Raw genomic sequence first — 16,511 nt, 5'->3', positions numbered from 1 at the left:
CTTTAACACTCTCAGTTGGGTGCATCCTGACTACGAACTCAGCGTTTGGCTTAGAAAACGGCTACAGCGACCAGGTACGCAGTGAGTTTCGCGAGGCGTATGCCCTAGCCTCCCAGGGGGACAGCCGCGCTCTGCGCAACGCCAGCAGCGACCTCAGGGCCTATCCGCTCTATATCGACATTCAGGCCACCTACTACCGCACTCGACTCGGCCATATCGACGACCACACCATTGAGCGACTCATCAACGAACACGCGGGCAAGGCATCGGTCAATAGTTTGCGCTATCGATTTGCCAGCCATCTGGCCAAACGCGGCAAATGGACTCAGCTCAATGCATTGCTCGATCGGCACTACGCCGATTCCGGAGACGACGTGATTCAGTGTCTCGCCGCACGCGCCAAACTGCGTGTGGCACCAGGTGCCGCCAGCCAGCAACGCGCACTCGATTTGTGGATGAACGGCGAATCACTACCGGATGAATGCGATCCGGTCTTCGCTCAACTTGAACAGGCAGAGCTACTCACTGTGAAGCGCCTGCGCCAACGCATCGACCTGGCGCTTAACGCCGGCAACACCAAGCTGGCCACGTATCTTGCCAAGTCAGCCCACCGAATTGATGCCGATCGTGTAAGCCGTTGGACCCGCATGCGACGCAATCCGCTTGCCGAGTTGGCGGCTTCACGCAAACTGCGTGACAACGCCGCAAATCGCAAGCTGGTTCTTTATGGGATAAAACGTGCGGCCAGACGCGACCCACAAACGACCTACAAGGTGTGGCCCGCATTCCGAGAGCGCTATCGATTTAGTCGCGAAGAGCAACGCGATGTCGAACGTGGACTGGCGCTATCGGCGGCACGTGACCATTTACCCGTCGCGCTCGATTGGATGGAAGCGATAAAGGATCACACCGATGATTCCGGTGCGTGGCATGTGCGGCGTGCCTTGGCCAGCGGAGACTGGCCGCGTGTCATGCGCGCGCTCGATGCCTTGCCAGAGAGCATCGCAGGAGACGCGACCTGGCAATACTGGCGCGCCCGCGCGCACGAAGCCACAGGGCAAAAATCCGCCGCGGCCGACATCTACGCCGCGCTGTCGAGCGAACGTTCTTACTATGGTTTTCTGGCCGCCGATCGATTGGGTGTGCCCTATGAATTTGGCCATGATCCACTCGAGCGGGACGAATCCACTCTCACACGCTTGCAACACGATCCGCGATTAATCCGCGCCCGTGAGCTGTTCGCAGTCGGTCGTAATGGCATGGCGCGATCGGAGTGGAACCGCGTGCTCAATTCGCTGTCGCGCACCGAGCGCGGACAAGCCGCACTGCTCGCACATCAATGGAACTGGCATTCGCGCGCCATCAACGCGCAGGCGCGCTCTGACGGTCGAGACGTAATGGTGTCATACCCGACCCCATACAAAGCACAGTTTGACGAAGGGGCACTGGCCAACGGCATCGAGCGCACTTGGGCATACGGAATAGCGCGCACGGAGAGTCTATTCATGCCAGACGTGCGCTCCAAGGCCAACGCCTATGGTTTAATGCAAATTATTCCAAGCACAGGTCGACTGACTGCAAAACAGGCACACATTCCCTACCGTGGTACAGCGACGCTACTCGATCCACATACCAATATTAAGCTCGGCACGCACTATCTTGGGCAGGTATTCAGTCGATTCGGCAGCAACATGGTCCTTGCTACGGCCGCCTATAACGCTGGCCCGCACCGGGTAAAAAGCTGGCTACCCGAATCCACCTGGCACGCGGACGTTTGGGTCGAGAACATCCCGTTCAACGAAACGCGACGCTACGTCAAAAAAGTGTTGGCGGCACAAGCGATATTTCATTGGCGACTGACCGGCAAAGAGCAGCGACTAGCCGGCATGATGCCGCCTATTCTGAACAACCCGGTGGACGCCAATCGTTTCGCACAGCGTTAAGGCAACGCCTTAGGCCCAATCCTAATTGCCACAGCGAGACACGCCGAGCCGACGGCGTGTTCGCGCTGTTACGCCGAATGCGCGGCTGTCAGTCGGCCAGAGTTGTTTTATACTGCGCGGCATAGCTCTTCGGAATTCATCACATGTCCGGTAAACACATCACCATTCTAGGCGGCAGCGGCTTTGTCGGTCGCAGCCTTGTGGCGCATCTGGCCAATCAAGGCTATGCGGTAAAAGTGCTCACGCGCTACCGTAACGCGTGTCGCCAATTGCTCGTGCAGCCGCAAGTACAGGTAGTTGAGGGAGACGTTTATAACGCTGCCTTCCTCACACGTGAGTTCACTGACACACATTGCGTGGTGAATCTGGTCGGCATTCTCAACGAGTTTGGCGGCAAAAACGAAAAATTTAAGCGCGCGCACATCGACCTCACAGAAGTGACCGTTGGCGCGTGCCTGGCGGCCGGCGTAGGACGCCTTGTTCATATGAGCGCCCTCAAGGCCGATGCGGAGGACGGGCCGAGTGCCTATCTGCGCAGCAAAGGCGAAGCCGAAAACGTGATTAAGCGACAGGCGACCACTCTGCGTTGGTCGATCGTACAGCCCTCGGTCATATTTGGCACGGAAGATTCGTTTGTGAATCGATTTGCCGGCCTGCTCAAACTGCCCGCTCCGTTTTTACCGCTGCCGCGTGCGCGGGCGCGATTTGCGCCGGTCTTCGTCGACGATGTGGTCAAGGCCATCCACGCCTGCATCACCCGAGACGACACACACGGTAAAACCTATCAGCTGTGTGGACCGCATGTGTATTCCTTGCACGAGATTGTGTCCAAAATCCGGGCTCAACTGGGTATTCGCCGTAAAATTGTAGAAATGCCCGATGTGCTTGCGCGCGTTCAGGCGCGGTTTATGGATTTTGTGCCGGGCAAACCGTTTTCATCCGACAACTATAAATCCCTGACTGTGCACAGTATTTGCGATACGGATGGCTTCGCTCGGCTCGACATCGCGCCGCAGTCACTGGATGCGGTAATGCCCACCTATCTGGGCGACGGCGTGAAGTCTCGACGATTTGGACGGATGCGCGCCAAAGCTGGGCGCGACTAATGGCTCGCGCCGACTGCCGAGCGGCACAACAGGCGCCAAACGCATTGGACTCCAAACCCTGTTGCTGTGGGTCGCTCTGCGCGTGTGTCATCGCGCTGTAGGGTAGACGAATCCAGTGAGGCCCTTTGAGTTACGTCACACCGTGCGAATAGCCGCGACTCTGCTTTTCGCTATGGTGGTGCTCTCGGCTCAGGCCCATCCAGAGGACGAATTCTGCACGCCAGGGGAATCGGCACTCGACCCCGCGCTGTGCGAGGCACTCAACGCAATGCAAAGCGGTGAACCCGTGCGGCCGCTGGTGGATGCGGACGGCAACGAGCGCAGTGCTTTCTCGACCATCGGCCTTTACACCCAGATTGGCATCGGTCATATCCTACCCGGCGGACTCGACCACATTCTTTTCGTACTGGCGCTGTTTTTAACGTCGACGCGATGGCGCGCATTGATACTGCAAATCACCATGTTTACGTTGGCGCACACGCTGACACTCGGATTAGCCGCCGCGGGACTGGTCACCGTCAATGCCGCCTGGGTGGAAGCGTTGATCGCCGCCACAATCGCGATTGTGGCAGTCGAAAACGTGTTTGTGAAAAGCCTGCCGCGCTGGCGACTGCCGGTTGTGTTTGTGTTCGGTCTGCTGCACGGACTGGGGTTTGCCGGATTCTTCGGGCAACTCAACCTGCCCGACAATCAGTTTGTTGCCGGTCTTATCGGCTTCAACATTGGCGGGGAAATCGGACAGATAGCCGTGCTGGCGCTAGCCTTTGTGCTGGCGGTGTTCATACGGCGGGGGATCGAAACCGATGCCACATCCGGTCGCTACCGCCGGTTTGTGGTGGTGCCCTGTTCGCTAGTGATCGCGCTAATCGGCTCACTCTGGGCGATTGAACGCCTCGCTTCGGTGTGACAGGCCGTCGCCGTGCGTGCGACGGCCTGCCCCAACGTTATCGCGTCAATCATTAGCCGCCGGTCGAGAATCCTCGTCCTTCCAGCAAAGGCTCAATGCTGGGATCTTTTCCGCGGAACTGACGGTACAACTCATCCGCCTCACGTAGTCCCCCAGACTCATAGATCCATTTCTTCAATCGCGCCGCCGTTTCCGGATCGAATATATCGCCGGTTTCAATGAACGCATTAAAGCCATCTGAATCCAAAATTTCGGACCAGAGGTACGCATAGTAGCCCGCTGAATAACCACCCGCGAAGATGTGAGAGAAATACTGTGAGCGGTAGCGAGGCTCGATCTCATCGATCAAGCCGTACTCGGCCAGCACCTTGTCTTCAAACGCCTTGGCATCGGTGATGGTATTGGCCTCTTCAGAACTCAGTAAATGCCAGCGAAGATCAAGCAGTGAAGCCGCGATAAACTCGGTCGTGGCAAATCCCTGATTGTGATTCGCCGCCGCGAGCAATCGCTCAACGAGTTCGTTGGGAATGACTTCACCGGTTTCATAATGCGTCGCGTAACTTTCCAGCATCATGGGCTGCGATGCCCAATGCTCGAGTATTTGCGCCGGGAACTCCGTGTAATCGGTCGGACCATCCAAGCCCGAGAAGGTGGGGTAATCGATACGCGTCAACAGTCCGTGTAAGCCATGCCCAAACTCATGAAACAGGGTTTCCACTTCTGAGAATCGCATCAGCGCAGCACCACCGGCGGGCGGTTTGGACAGGTTCATGTTGTTCGTCACGACCGGGCGAATACTATTGCCGTTAATATTGGAAGAAGAGCGATAGCTATTCATCCACGCCCCGCCTCGCTTCGAATCACGTGCGAACATATCCATCATGAACACGCCTAGGTGTTCATTGTTCTCGCCCGTAATTTCATACGCGGTCACGACATCGTTCCAAACCGGCACATCGATTTCTGTAAAGTCGACATTGAACAACCGCTTTGCCATATCAAACGCGCCCTGGCGCACGGCGCCCAGCTCGAAATACGGCTTCAGTTGATTCTCATCAAGATCGAATCGCTGCGCTCGCAGCTTTTCCGAGTAGTGCCACCAATCATGGCCTTCGAGCGCAAACTCGTCACCCACTAGCTCCTGCATGTCGGCGCGCTCTTGTTTCGCCTGTGCCAGACCCGGTTGCCAGACACGCAGTAGGAAGTCTTCCGCGCCTTTTGGCGTCTTGGCCATCCGCACATCGAGTTGGTAGTGCGCGTGCGACGCATAGCCCATGAGCTCGGCACGCTTTGCACGCAGCTGCGCGATTTCAATCAAAATGGGGCCGTTGTCAAATTCACCCGAATTGGCTCGATTGGTATAGCCGTCAAACAAGCGCTTGCGCAGCGCGCGATTCTGCGATTGCGTCATGAACGTTTCATAGACCGAGCGATTGAGACCCAAAACCCACGCTTGCTTGTCTTCGTTCCAGATGTTGGCTTTGAAGTCGTCTGACAGACCGACAGTATCGGCCTCGTCGGTCAGCTCGATCGAAAACGCTTTGGTGGCCGCGAGCAAATTCTGACCAAACTGCGTTGACAGCTGGGACAGTCGCGAATTGATGTCGGCAACTTGCTGCTTCGCGTCATCGGACAACGCCGCGCCCGAGCGAATAAACCGTCGATGCGCCAGTTCCAGCAGTCGCGCTTGCTGCTCATCGAGATCCAGTGAACCGCGTTGGTCATACACCGACTGCACGCGCTCGAACAGTTTTTCATTGAACGTGATTGCGTCCGTTTCGCGCGACCACATGGGTCCGATCTCACGCTGAAGGGCGCGCAGGTTGTCGTTGAGTTCCGTACCCGTCAGTGGATAGAACGTAAACAGCACCTTCCGCGCCGTATCGCCGGCGGTCTCCATCGCCAGAATCGTATTGTCGAATGTGGGCGGTTCGGGATTGTTGATAATCGCATCGTATTCCGCACGCAGATCCAAAATGGCTTGCTTGAACGCCGGCATGTAGTGCTCGTCTTTGATTTCGGAGAATGGCGGAACGCCGAACGGCGTATCCCACTCCTTAAAAAACGGATTACCTTCCAGCTCAGCCGCTGAAACAGAAATATCCGGAACCGCAGAGGAGGTCGGTGCCTCGCTGGTAACCGCCTCGTCGTCACCACCGCCGCTACACGCGACAAGTACAACGCACATCGATAGAACAGGAATTAGTCTCTTTAAAGTCATGATCGTATCCGTGTTGAATTCGGGCTGCCTCCAGAGAAGCCTGGAAGAGCTAATCGGTCATTTTGACAGAACTACCGAGCAGAAGGTACCCGTGAAAGCCGAAACTTTGCTCGCAAAACGGTCAATGGCGACTTCCCCGCGTCAAACGCCCGCGTTCGTGGCCGTATTATCGACGCCTGATGCCGCCTTCACGCGGCGCTCACCGGGTCTTTGGCCGAGGCACGAATCTCGAGATGCGATTTGAATGACTTTCATTCAAGGACCACCGTCGGCGGCGATGCGTGAATCAACGTATCGCGCAATTTATCGGCGAATAACGCCGTTGGGACCCTCGATAAAAAAAGAATCGTTTTTTTCTCGAGCAGATATTGGTATCAAACCCACTATTGTGTCTGCGCCACACCGACCATCCAATCACCAATTAAGCGACTGACGTAAGTGAAAAATTAGTGTCCTACAATATTTCTAGGTCACTAAGCTCACCCTGTTCGAGGTTTTTTTCCAACACAAAATGTCGCGGCGCAAAGCACATCGTTGCTGGAAATTTCACACCACAATCGGAACAATTTTGTACGCGATCACTCGTAGCCACTACTGACGCGACAAAGGACGAATGTTTATGGATCTGCCACACTCACAGCGACCGATCGGTGCTCTCCTGCTCGCTTTTGTCTTGATCTGCGGTGCGTGCAGTACCGAAACCACCGAATCTGAGAACATCGCCTCCCCCGGCATCTTCGCCCGCATCAATGTCGATGCGTTAAGCACCGGATCGTCAAAAGTCACGGTCGAACTCAATGTCGGCGGCTCAAACGGCACCAACATTTCTTTGACGGCGAACGAGCGACTTGAAGCCAGCAACGGCATCGAAACCAAAGTCATGAACCGCGACACCGATTTGTTCGATGTGGACTACGAAGTACGCTTCGATTCGTCAGAAAGCAGCATGCCCTACCGCGTGACGCTATTTCGGGCAAATGGCGAAATTATCGACGGCTCGTCGGTGTTTCTACCGCCCAATTTTAGCATTACGCTGCCGTCGGTCTCTGACACCTATTCGGTCAGTGACAATTTGCTGGTAGCGTGGTCGCCCCCCGACCCTGGGCGCTCCATCACGCTTGGTATCACCACCCGATGCACCAATAACGGGGGCTCGACGACAGTGTCATCCCAATTTTTTGATCTCAGTGACGACGGGTTCGAGAGTTTTCCGCTCAGTCAGCTCAGTGCCGCATCGTCTACCGAGGTCGATCGTACACGGGATTGCGACCTCAGCCTGTTTCTTGAGCGCACACGCTCTGGCAATGTTGACCCAGACTTTGGATCGGGCGGCACGATGAACGCTCGGCAGGTTCGCGAAGTGGAGGACATGACCCTCCGATTCTAGCGCGGCGTGGCGAGCGGCCGACTGCGCGACCAAGCCGACCACGCGCGGTGCGCCTATGCCAGCGACGTGGCAATCAGAACAACGGCGGTGTGCTGCACGCAGCGCGATGTGCGCGTCTTGTCCGATCGACTATATCGCCGCTAGGGAGCGGATCCCTCATACTGCGCGGCCTGAGACATCAATCGCTCCAGTTCGCGCGCTAGCGGTTCCGCGTCCATTTTTTCGAGTTCGGCACAGCGACGAAAAAACGCATCAAAATCATTATTCGACTCACGCAGTACTTGGGCGAATGCTGGCACAAATCGATTGTACGTCGCCACCGACGCCACATGCGCGTTGTTGAGCGGTCGATCAAACCAGCCGTCGTACCCTGCGTAGCCACCCCACTGCGCTTTGAGTGTCCGATAATCGTTTTTTAGCGACTCGAATGCGCGCACTTTGGCCTCACGCATCTGCGCAGGTGGCCATTCGCGCGCGTAAATATCCGCGAGCACGGTACGGGTTCGACTGACCAATTCAACAAACTGGGTGTTGCGCACTTCCGCTTGGCGGTAGACGTCGATCAACTCGGTATTGCCGGTCCTAAGCAGCCAGCGTCGCACACCCTCCATCTGCACAAATGACGCCAACGATTCACTGAACTCGCTGTCGCCGACCCGATACACCACTTGGTGTGTCAATTCATGAAACAACAGTCCCGCAAGCTCGGTATCACCACGACGGAGCATGGTGTTGAGGACCGGATCGTCAAAGCGGCCGAGGGTTGAATACGCGGCAACACCACCGACAAACGCGTCGTAGCCTTGCTCGGTGAGCCGTCGTCGCTCACGCTCGGCATCCGCCTCAGCGTAATAGCCACGATAGCCCAGACAGCCGACAAACCAATAGCACCACGTCGTCGGCACGACCGAAAACTCTGGGGTGGCGAACACGTTCCACACGACAAACGGCCGCTCAAGATCCGCATAGCTTCGATAACTGCCATTGTCGGGCAGCCGCAGTTCCGACACGGCGAATGCGCGCGCGTCGAGGACCTGGCTCAAGCGGGTTTTGAGCTGCGCATCAACCGTCGGATCGGCCAGCAGATCATCGATTGGCACCCGTCGCGACATCAGGTCGAGATGACCGCGTGTGACCTGACTGTAGTAGCGCACGCTCGTGCAGCCCTGAGCGAGGACCAGGACAACGAATAACAAAACGAATCGTTTCATGGTCCCAATGTGCAACATCCGGCGAGTAAGCGCTAGATAAAACGCGCATTTCTCCAATCAAACTTCTACAATGACGCATGGATGTTTACTTGGTCGGCGGCGCGGTGCGCGACAGATTACTTGGCATCGAGGTTGTCGACCGCGATTGGGTGGTGGTGGGCGCGACGGCTGCGGAGCTAGCGGCACTTGGCTATAAATCGGTCGGCAAGGACTTCCCAGTCTTTTTACATCCCGACAATCACGAAGAGTATGCGCTGGCTCGCACGGAACGGAAAACCGGACCCGGTTATGCTGGCTTTGAATTCGATGCGTCTGCCTCGGTGACGTTGGAAGATGACTTGTCGCGGCGCGATTTGACCATCAACGCGATCGCTCAAACGGCTGACGGCGCCCTGATCGATCCCTACAACGGCCAGCACGATCTCGATGCGGGGTTGTTGCGTCATGTGTCCCCAGCATTTAGCGAAGATCCGGTGCGAATCCTACGCGTCGCACGGTTTGCGGCGCGTTATCACGCACGAGGTTTCACCGTGCATGACTCGACGCTTGCGCTCATGAGCGAAATGGTGCGCAACGGCGAGGTGAATCATCTTGTGCCGGAACGGGTTTGGAGCGAAACCCAACGCGCATTGGCCGGCCCAACACCCAGTGTGTACTTCGACGTCTTACGCCGCTGTAATGCCCTGGCCGTGCTCTTCCCTGAGCTCGACGCGCTGTACGGCGTACCTCAACCGCCACGCTGGCATCCGGAAATCGACACGGGGGTGCACACGATGATGGTGATCGATCAGGCGGCGCAACTGAGCGACAACCCTGAAGTACGGTTTGCCGCGCTTGTGCACGACTTGGGCAAAGCGACAACACCGGCGGACATTCTCCCGAGCCACCATGGGCACGAGCAGCGCAGTGTCGATTTACTCAAAACACTGTGCGCGCGACTCACTGTGCCAAAACGCTATCGCGATCTGGCGATTCTCGTTGCGGCCCATCACGGCAAAGTCCATCGCGCTTTTGATCTCAAAGCCAGCACTGTGCTCAAGCTGCTTCTAGCAACCGATGCATTTCGCAAACCGGAGCGTTTTAAGGACTTTATCACCGCGTGCGAGGCCGACAGTCGTGGCCGCTTAGGACTTGAGAAGAACCCCTATCCTCAGGCGGACTATCTGCTCCACGCCCTGGCCGCCGCAAGTGCCATCAATCCACGCGATTTCATCACGCCTGACATGGAAGGCGAACAGATCGCTCAGCAGCTACATCGTCGTCGACTCAACGCGGTGAAACAGGTATCAAACGAGTACCCACAAAATTAAGGCACCGAGCGCCACGCGATAGAGCGCAAACGGCAAGAACCCAATTCGATCGATAAAACTCAGGAACAGGCGAATACACAGGTACGCCGCTACCGCCGAGCACACAACACCCAACAACAGCATCGACCAATCGACCGATTCATTGGCTTTGATCAGCTTAAGCACCTGCAGGCCGCTCGCCAACAGGATGATCGGAATACTCATCAGAAAGCTAAAACGCGCGGCCGCCTGACGACCCAGCCCCAGCGCTAGCCCGGCCGTCATGGTAATGCCGGATCGCGATGTGCCGGGTATCAGGGCCAGCGCCTGCGCCGCCCCTATGAGCAACGCGTCTTTGTAGGTCAGGTCGCGCTCGACTCGATGCTCGCGCTTGAACACGTCACTGAGCCAAAGCAATACACCGAATCCGATAGTGGTCATGGCAATGACAAAGGGCGATCGCAGAGACGTCTCAATAAAATCGCTCAACAGCAGGCCCGCTAATCCTGCCGGCACTGTCGCCAGCGCAACCCACATGAGCAAGCGCGCCGAAGGCGTAACCGGTTCACCGCGCAGCACCCCAATACCGGCACCAGCCATATCGATGATATCGCGACGGAAATACAGCATGACCGCAAACAGCGTGCCGAGGTGTACGGCGACGTCAAACGCCAAACCTTGGTCGCTCCAGCCTAAAAAGTGTGGCGTGAGAATCAGATGACCGGAGCTCGAGATGGGTAAAAACTCAGTGAGTCCCTGCACCAGGGCAAGCACAATAACTTGGAGTGACGTCATGATTCAGTCTGCCTTTTTGACATGGGCGTACGTGTGTTCGCACGCCCTCGCATCCTACAAGCGGTGCGTCAGCGATGTATGGTGTGGCGAGAAGACGCCGTTGTCCAGTCCCCGCCGCATCGAGAGTGCCTTAAATCGTTCGCCCATATCACCGGGCAGAGTCAACTGCCGCACTTCGCGAGCAAGTGCAGACTGCTCGGTGCGAGTTGCCTGCTCGAAGCGCGCACTCACCACGCTGTCCAAACCCGTATCAATGAGCATATGCGCTTGGGTTGTGTAGCCATCAATCGTGAGGCCCAGGTCATGCGCTGCGTTCGCCAACGCCGAAAAGTCGACCCAACTTGTGATGTCTTGAAGGCCCGGCCACAGCAGCGCATCGTCGTGCGCACGGTGTTGGAAATGACACAGCAGTGTGCCGCGCGACCGGTCACCGCGATAGAGCGCCAACTCGTCGGTGCCATAGTCAACGAACAGTGCCGCTCCGCGTGTAAGATGATCCGTGACGGTATGCAGCCAGCCCGTTAGTCCCGGTCGAAATTCATGCGTATAAAACGGCATCCAGACCTCATCCCGATCACGCAGGCGCGATTGCAATGCCAACACGCCCTCAGCAACCGCACGCGTGGGCGCGTGAGCGGTTAGCGTCAGCGCCTCAGGCTTTTCGCCCAGCTCCACCCGCGCCTGCACCACGTCTCCGTGCTCATTGATACCAAAGCGCTCCATCGGTAGTGCATCGATCACCTCATTGGCGAACACGACACCCTCGAACGGGGCCGAAGGTGGTGCATCCAGCCATTCGACGCGAGATGAAAGTTCAGAGGGCAAAGACTCGAGCCGTTCTTTTTGTCTGGTCTGCAAAGTTGGGCTGACTTCGAGGATTTGATAGCGCTGGGGCAACGCTTCCAAATGTTGCAGCGCTGTCAAACAATGCAGCGCAAACTCTCCGCTCCCCGCACCGAGCTCCAGTACCACTGACTTCGAGGACAATTGTCGAAGCACGCGCGCGATGCCGCGCGCAACACAATGCGCAAACACCGAACCCAATTCAGGCGCCGTAATGAAGTCACCCTGCGCGCCAAATTTCTGTGTGCCCGACGCGTAATACCCAAGACCCGGTCGGTACAGTGCCTCATGCACATAGGCACCAAACGTGAGTGGCCCGGACTGCGCAATGTCCGCCCGAAGTTGATCGACGAGCGTCGCACTGTGGGTCAGCGCCTCAGCAGGGGGAGTGGGCAGTCGAGAAGTGTCGGTGTTGGACTCAAACATCGGTTGTTTACCCGCCGCAATCGGTCTGGTCGCGTGGACAAACGACCGCGCGCAGCTTATAACAGCGACTATTCAGAAGCCAGAATGTCCACCGCACCATGCCAAACGATATCGCTCCGTCCCATTCGCTCGACAATAAGGTCGTGTTTATTACCGGCGCCGCGCGCCGTCTCGGCGCCGCGATGGCGGCGCAATGTCACGCCGATGGGGCACGGGTGATTATTCACTATCGCCACTCGGCAACGGACGCTGAGGCGCTGTGCGCGGAATTCAATGCCCAGCGCAGCGCATCAGCGCGCGCGCTTCAAGGCGATCTCGCTGATACCGGCGCTCTCGACACACTCGCTCGCACAGCCATAGACGTGTTTGGACGTGTCGATGCACTGATCAACAATGCGTCATCATTCTACCCAACGCCGATCGGTAGCGTGACGCTCGAACAGTGGGACGACCTAATGGCGAGCAACTTACGCGCGCCGTTTTTTCTCAGCCAAGCGCTGGCTAACGAACTGGCGGCGCGTCGGGGGGCCATCTTAAACATGGTCGATATTCATGCGTCTCGCCCGCTACATGAGCACCCCGTTTACTGTGCCGCAAAAGCAGGCTTGGTGATGTTGACTCAGTCACTGGCGAAGGAGCTTGGGCCGCAAGTCCGGGTCAATGCGATTGCGCCTGGGCCGGTAATGTGGCCGGAAAATGCGATGTCGGACGAGAGCAAAGATTCGATCGTTGACAGCACGCTGCTCAAACGCAGTGGCCACCCGCACGACATCGCGCGCGCAGCACTATTTTTGCTTCGCGATGCCACCTACACCACCGGCGAGATCATTGCGGTCGACGGCGGTCGACGCCTACGCAGTTAGGCCGGCGACGCGAGAACGAAGACACGCTCTGTGTGTCAGAATGGGAATGCACGCCGTCACAACAAACGCACTGCGCGCCGACGAGGCGGTGCGAAGGCGAGCATTCTGAAGCGTTAAAAGGCGCCGATCAGCGCCACAAATTCCGGTTCGCCGCGCAGCACGCGTTTGGCGCTTGAGCGGGGCATACCGTCGGCTTTGGCAGCGGTGGCACGCGTAGAGCAGCTACCGGTTGCCATGACCGTAATGGCCTCAGCCAGCATGCCTTCTTGCTCACTGCCGAGCGGCTCGGAGAGATCGTCTTCAGCCGGACAGTCCACTTCAAAGCCATCAAAATAGTCGCCCACGCCGACTGCGTTGACAAGATTGAAGGCGATCGGAACGGCGGTTTTGTCGCAAAAATCGTAACCGTACGAGCCCACAGGCTTGCCAAACGACTGTTCGCCGACCAACGTCACGTCCATAAAGGGCGCCAATCCATTGATCACCAGCTCACTGGCTGAGGCGGTCGAGCCGGAAGTGATCACAACCACTTTAGTGAGATTGAGTGCATTCACTTCGGTAGTGAAATTCGTGTCCTGATTGAGCGACGTATTGAGACGATTGTGGGCGCGACGCGCAAGCAATTCGCCATCGGTCGTAGAGCCACCCATCAAAGAGGAGAGGAAGCCGGCCACACTCAGCAACCCACCACCGTTGTAGCGCACATCCAAAATCATCTCGGTCGCGCCCTCATTGGCAAACAGTTCAAACGCCTCACGCAATGCATCAAACGAAGGCTGAACAAAATTGCGAAACCCCAGATAAGCCGTTGGCGTGTTGTTGATATCAATGACTTTGGCCGTGGTCACCGTTTCGATCGTTACGAGGGCTTTCGCAAAACTGACGCTCGCCTCACTGCCGGTCAGATCGCGGTAGCGAATATCAACGTTAACGCCAAGTTCGTTCGGTCCAAACGCGTCGCTCACGCTTTCGCCTGCGGCGATCATGGCTGCGACATTGCGGCCGTTAATCTCCAGCAGCTCGTAACCGCGCGCGAGTCCTGCTGCAGCGGCCGGACCATCACCGAACACCTGCGCCAGCAAGACCCGATCATCGTCGGTAAAGGAGAGGGTAATGCCCACACCGATAAACTGACTCTCCGAAAAAAAGGCATCGTTTGCCGCCTGATCGCGAATACCACTAAAACGGTCCAATGAGTCGAAGGTCATGGCGGCCATGGTCGCCGAGGGAGAATCGTAGTCTGCCGCACTAATGTTGGCAGGTAGCTCGTCCAGCCAAAAATAAATGTCGCGCATCAGGTCGATAACAAACTGATTTTGTTCGACGATCGTGCAACCGGCGACAGGCGGCGCAGCCGGTGCAGGTGCGTCGCCCCCACTCCCACCACACCCCGTAAGAAGGGCCATCAGAATAAGAGGATTCAGACGCTTAAATATTGTCATGACTGTACTCGTTACTCGTCGCTATCGAGATCCACTGGACGCATGGCATGGCCATCTTTCGTATCGTCGCGAAGTTCGGTCCACAGCTGCGCAAGGGTGTAGTCTAGCGTTGGATGCCGCAGATCGCCCGCAAGTTCCGCAAGGGGTCTTAACATAAAGGGAAATTTAAGAATCTCAGGGCGCGGAAGCAGCGTCGGCCCGCTGGTTATCACCGTGTCGCCGAACATCAACATATCGATGTCGAGCGTGCGCGGCGCAAATTTCTCCGCCCCCCGCACGCGGCCACAAACATCTTCAATGTCGGTAATGGTCTGACGAAGCGCATCGAGACTATGGCGGGTGCGAAAGCCCACGACCATGTTCAAAAAATCGTCGCCTTGGAATCCGACCGCTTTGTTTTGATACACCGTGGATTGACGCAAGGATCCGTAGTGTTTTACCAAAAGCTCCAGTGCGGTTTTTAGATGGCGCTTGGGTTCGATATTGCTGCCCAACGCCAGATAGACATCGTGTTGTCCTTTGTCATCTGTAACGCCTCGCCGTATTCGGATACCGACGTTTTTTGAGCCACGAATTGCGCCGGGTTTGCTGACGCTCACATCCACCCAGCTGACTTTAAATTCGTCGAGAATGATGGCCGCAACGCGCTCGACGAGAGTCTCAATAAGCTGAAACTCGGTGCCTTCCACATACGAGATAATGCGCTTGGCAATATCTTTGTAGTTGAGCGTATCGGAAATATCATCAGAACCCGATGCCCGTGAGGCATTTGCGGGCATTTGCAAATCCAAGCGAATGGTCTGCTTGGTGGTGCGCTCCCAATCGTAGATACCGATGATGCCCTCAATTTCGAGGGCCTCGAGAAAAATTATATCGCTCATGCTGTTTGTCCGAATAGTGGTGACGCGATGGCCAAGCGTTCGCCGCCAACATCGCGTTTGTTCAATAGATTCATAAAGAGTGTAGCGTACCTGCGGTGCAGAAGCGCTGCGTACTTACGTGAGCGCTTCAAGCGACCAACGAGCACGAACCGGCGCGTAATAATCGGCATGCAAACCGTCTCGCTGCAGTCGTAGCCATCCGGCATAGGCAATCATGGCACCGTTATCGGTGCAAAGCCGCATAGGGGGAAAATAGACGTTCGCGCCGATGTCGTCACACATTCCCGCCAGCGCTTCGCGCAAGCGCGTGTTCGCGCCCACGCCACCGGCGACCATTACGGTCGTATGGCCAGTCGACTGCAGTGCGCGCTTGACCTTGGTGGTTAACGTGTCGACGACCGCCTCCTGAAAACTCGCCGCAATGTCGGCACGGGTTTGTGGCAGCTGGTCGCTGGACTGCCACGTCAACAAAACGCTGGTTTTAAGTCCACTAAAACTGAAATCGTGTCCGGGTTTTTTGAGCATCGGCCGCGGAAAGTTGTAGCGCGCCGAATCACCCTCTTCGGCCAATTTCGCCAACTGGGGCCCACCTGGATAAGGAAGCCCCATGAGCTTGGCGGTTTTATCAAACGCCTCGCCCACCGCATCATCGAGAGACTGTCCAAGTACGCGATAGTGACCGTGCGCCTGTACATCGACCAGCAGGGTATGGCCACCGGAGACCAGCAACGCGACGAGCGGGAACGACGGCCGGTCCGCCGCGAGCATGGGGGACAGCAAATGGCCCTCCATGTGATGCACACCCATGGCGGGCACTTGCCAGCCGGCGGCCAGTGATTGCGCGACGGTCGCGCCGACAAGCAAGGCACCCACCAACCCGGGCCCCGCCGTATACGCCACCGCGTCGACCGGTGCGGCCGCTTCACGGGGCCCAGCTGCTCGTAACACCTTGTCTACTAAAGGTAAAACCTTGCGGATATGATCCCGAGACGCCAGTTCAGGGACCACCCCCCCATAACGGGCGTGCAGTGCCACCTGGCTATACAGCTCTTCAGCCATAAGTCCTTGTTCTGAATCGTAAATTGCGACGCCAGTCTCGTCGCATGAGGACTCGATCCCGAGCACCCGCATAGTTGTCTCCAAAGCCAATCGGCACGCGGCCTTTTCTTTTGCGAAGCCGCGTTTTAGAATGCGCCT

General features: G+C 57.0%; 13 protein-coding genes. 6 read left to right on the top strand and 7 right to left on the bottom strand.

Annotated features, from left to right (window positions below; all coding sequences use genetic code 11):
- The 3 genes from AAF465_14050 to AAF465_14040 all read left to right on the top strand — a co-directional run.
- The coding region (locus AAF465_14050; GenBank protein ID MEM7083847.1) for a transglycosylase SLT domain-containing protein at positions 1–1,943 on the top strand (1,943 nt) is incomplete at its 5' end.
- 143 nt (positions 1,944–2,086) lie between these two features.
- On the top strand, positions 2,087–3,049 hold the full coding sequence (locus tag AAF465_14045) for a complex I NDUFA9 subunit family protein (GenBank protein ID MEM7083846.1): 963 nt from the start codon (positions 2,087–2,089) through the stop codon (positions 3,047–3,049).
- A 142-nt stretch (positions 3,050–3,191) separates the two neighbouring features.
- Entirely contained in the window at positions 3,192–3,956 is a 765-nt protein-coding gene (locus tag AAF465_14040; protein MEM7083845.1) for a HupE/UreJ family protein, read from the top strand.
- 52 nt (positions 3,957–4,008) lie between these two features.
- Here AAF465_14040 and AAF465_14035 read toward each other — a convergent pair whose 3' ends face one another.
- Positions 4,009–6,177 (bottom strand): M3 family metallopeptidase, encoded by a 2,169-nt coding sequence (locus tag AAF465_14035; GenBank protein MEM7083844.1) that lies wholly within the window; start codon positions 6,175–6,177, stop codon positions 4,009–4,011.
- 619 nt (positions 6,178–6,796) lie between these two features.
- Between AAF465_14035 and AAF465_14030 the strand changes: the two genes are divergently transcribed.
- On the top strand, positions 6,797–7,564 hold the full coding sequence (locus AAF465_14030) for a hypothetical protein (GenBank protein MEM7083843.1): 768 nt from the start codon (positions 6,797–6,799) through the stop codon (positions 7,562–7,564).
- Positions 7,565–7,704: 140 nt separating this feature from the next.
- On the opposite strand, the gene AAF465_14025 is transcribed toward AAF465_14030, so the two are convergent.
- Complete coding sequence (locus tag AAF465_14025) at positions 7,705–8,775, bottom strand: aminopeptidase (protein MEM7083842.1); 1,071 nt, start codon at positions 8,773–8,775, stop codon at positions 7,705–7,707.
- A 77-nt stretch (positions 8,776–8,852) separates the two neighbouring features.
- Between AAF465_14025 and AAF465_14020 the strand changes: the two genes are divergently transcribed.
- Positions 8,853–10,085 (top strand): multifunctional CCA addition/repair protein, encoded by a 1,233-nt coding sequence (locus AAF465_14020; GenBank protein ID MEM7083841.1) that lies wholly within the window; start codon positions 8,853–8,855, stop codon positions 10,083–10,085.
- Here the strand turns inward: AAF465_14020 and AAF465_14015 are convergent.
- Positions 10,062–10,859 (bottom strand): undecaprenyl-diphosphate phosphatase, encoded by a 798-nt coding sequence (locus AAF465_14015; GenBank protein MEM7083840.1) that lies wholly within the window; start codon positions 10,857–10,859, stop codon positions 10,062–10,064. The two genes, AAF465_14020 and AAF465_14015, sit on opposite strands and share 24 nt — an antisense overlap.
- Before the next feature lie 54 nt (positions 10,860–10,913).
- Complete coding sequence (locus AAF465_14010; GenBank protein ID MEM7083839.1) at positions 10,914–12,128, bottom strand: SAM-dependent methyltransferase; 1,215 nt, start codon at positions 12,126–12,128, stop codon at positions 10,914–10,916.
- A gap of 98 nt (positions 12,129–12,226) precedes the next feature.
- On the opposite strand from AAF465_14010, the gene AAF465_14005 reads away from it, so the two are divergent.
- Entirely contained in the window at positions 12,227–12,991 is a 765-nt protein-coding gene (locus AAF465_14005) for a pteridine reductase (GenBank protein ID MEM7083838.1), read from the top strand.
- A gap of 113 nt (positions 12,992–13,104) precedes the next feature.
- On the opposite strand, the gene AAF465_14000 is transcribed toward AAF465_14005, so the two are convergent.
- The 3 genes from AAF465_14000 to tsaD all read right to left on the bottom strand — a co-directional run bounded on the left by AAF465_14000 (position 13,105) and on the right by tsaD (position 16,445).
- Positions 13,105–14,433 (bottom strand): S41 family peptidase, encoded by a 1,329-nt coding sequence (locus tag AAF465_14000; protein ID MEM7083837.1) that lies wholly within the window; start codon positions 14,431–14,433, stop codon positions 13,105–13,107.
- An 11-nt stretch (positions 14,434–14,444) separates the two neighbouring features.
- A complete protein-coding gene (gene folK, locus AAF465_13995) occupies positions 14,445–15,314 on the bottom strand; it encodes a 2-amino-4-hydroxy-6-hydroxymethyldihydropteridine diphosphokinase (GenBank protein ID MEM7083836.1) in 870 nt (289 codons plus the stop codon).
- Between the two features lie 114 nt (positions 15,315–15,428).
- A complete protein-coding gene (tsaD, locus tag AAF465_13990) occupies positions 15,429–16,445 on the bottom strand; it encodes a tRNA (adenosine(37)-N6)-threonylcarbamoyltransferase complex transferase subunit TsaD (GenBank protein ID MEM7083835.1) in 1,017 nt (338 codons plus the stop codon).
- Between the last annotated feature and the right edge of the window lie 66 nt (positions 16,446–16,511).

It is taken from the genome of Pseudomonadota bacterium, assembly GCA_039028935.1.
In the GTDB taxonomy this organism is placed as follows: Bacteria; Pseudomonadota; Gammaproteobacteria; order Steroidobacterales; family SZUA-146; genus SZUA-146.
The sequence above is the reverse complement of the archived record's forward strand: the minus strand, read 5'-3'. Positions and strand labels throughout refer to the sequence as shown.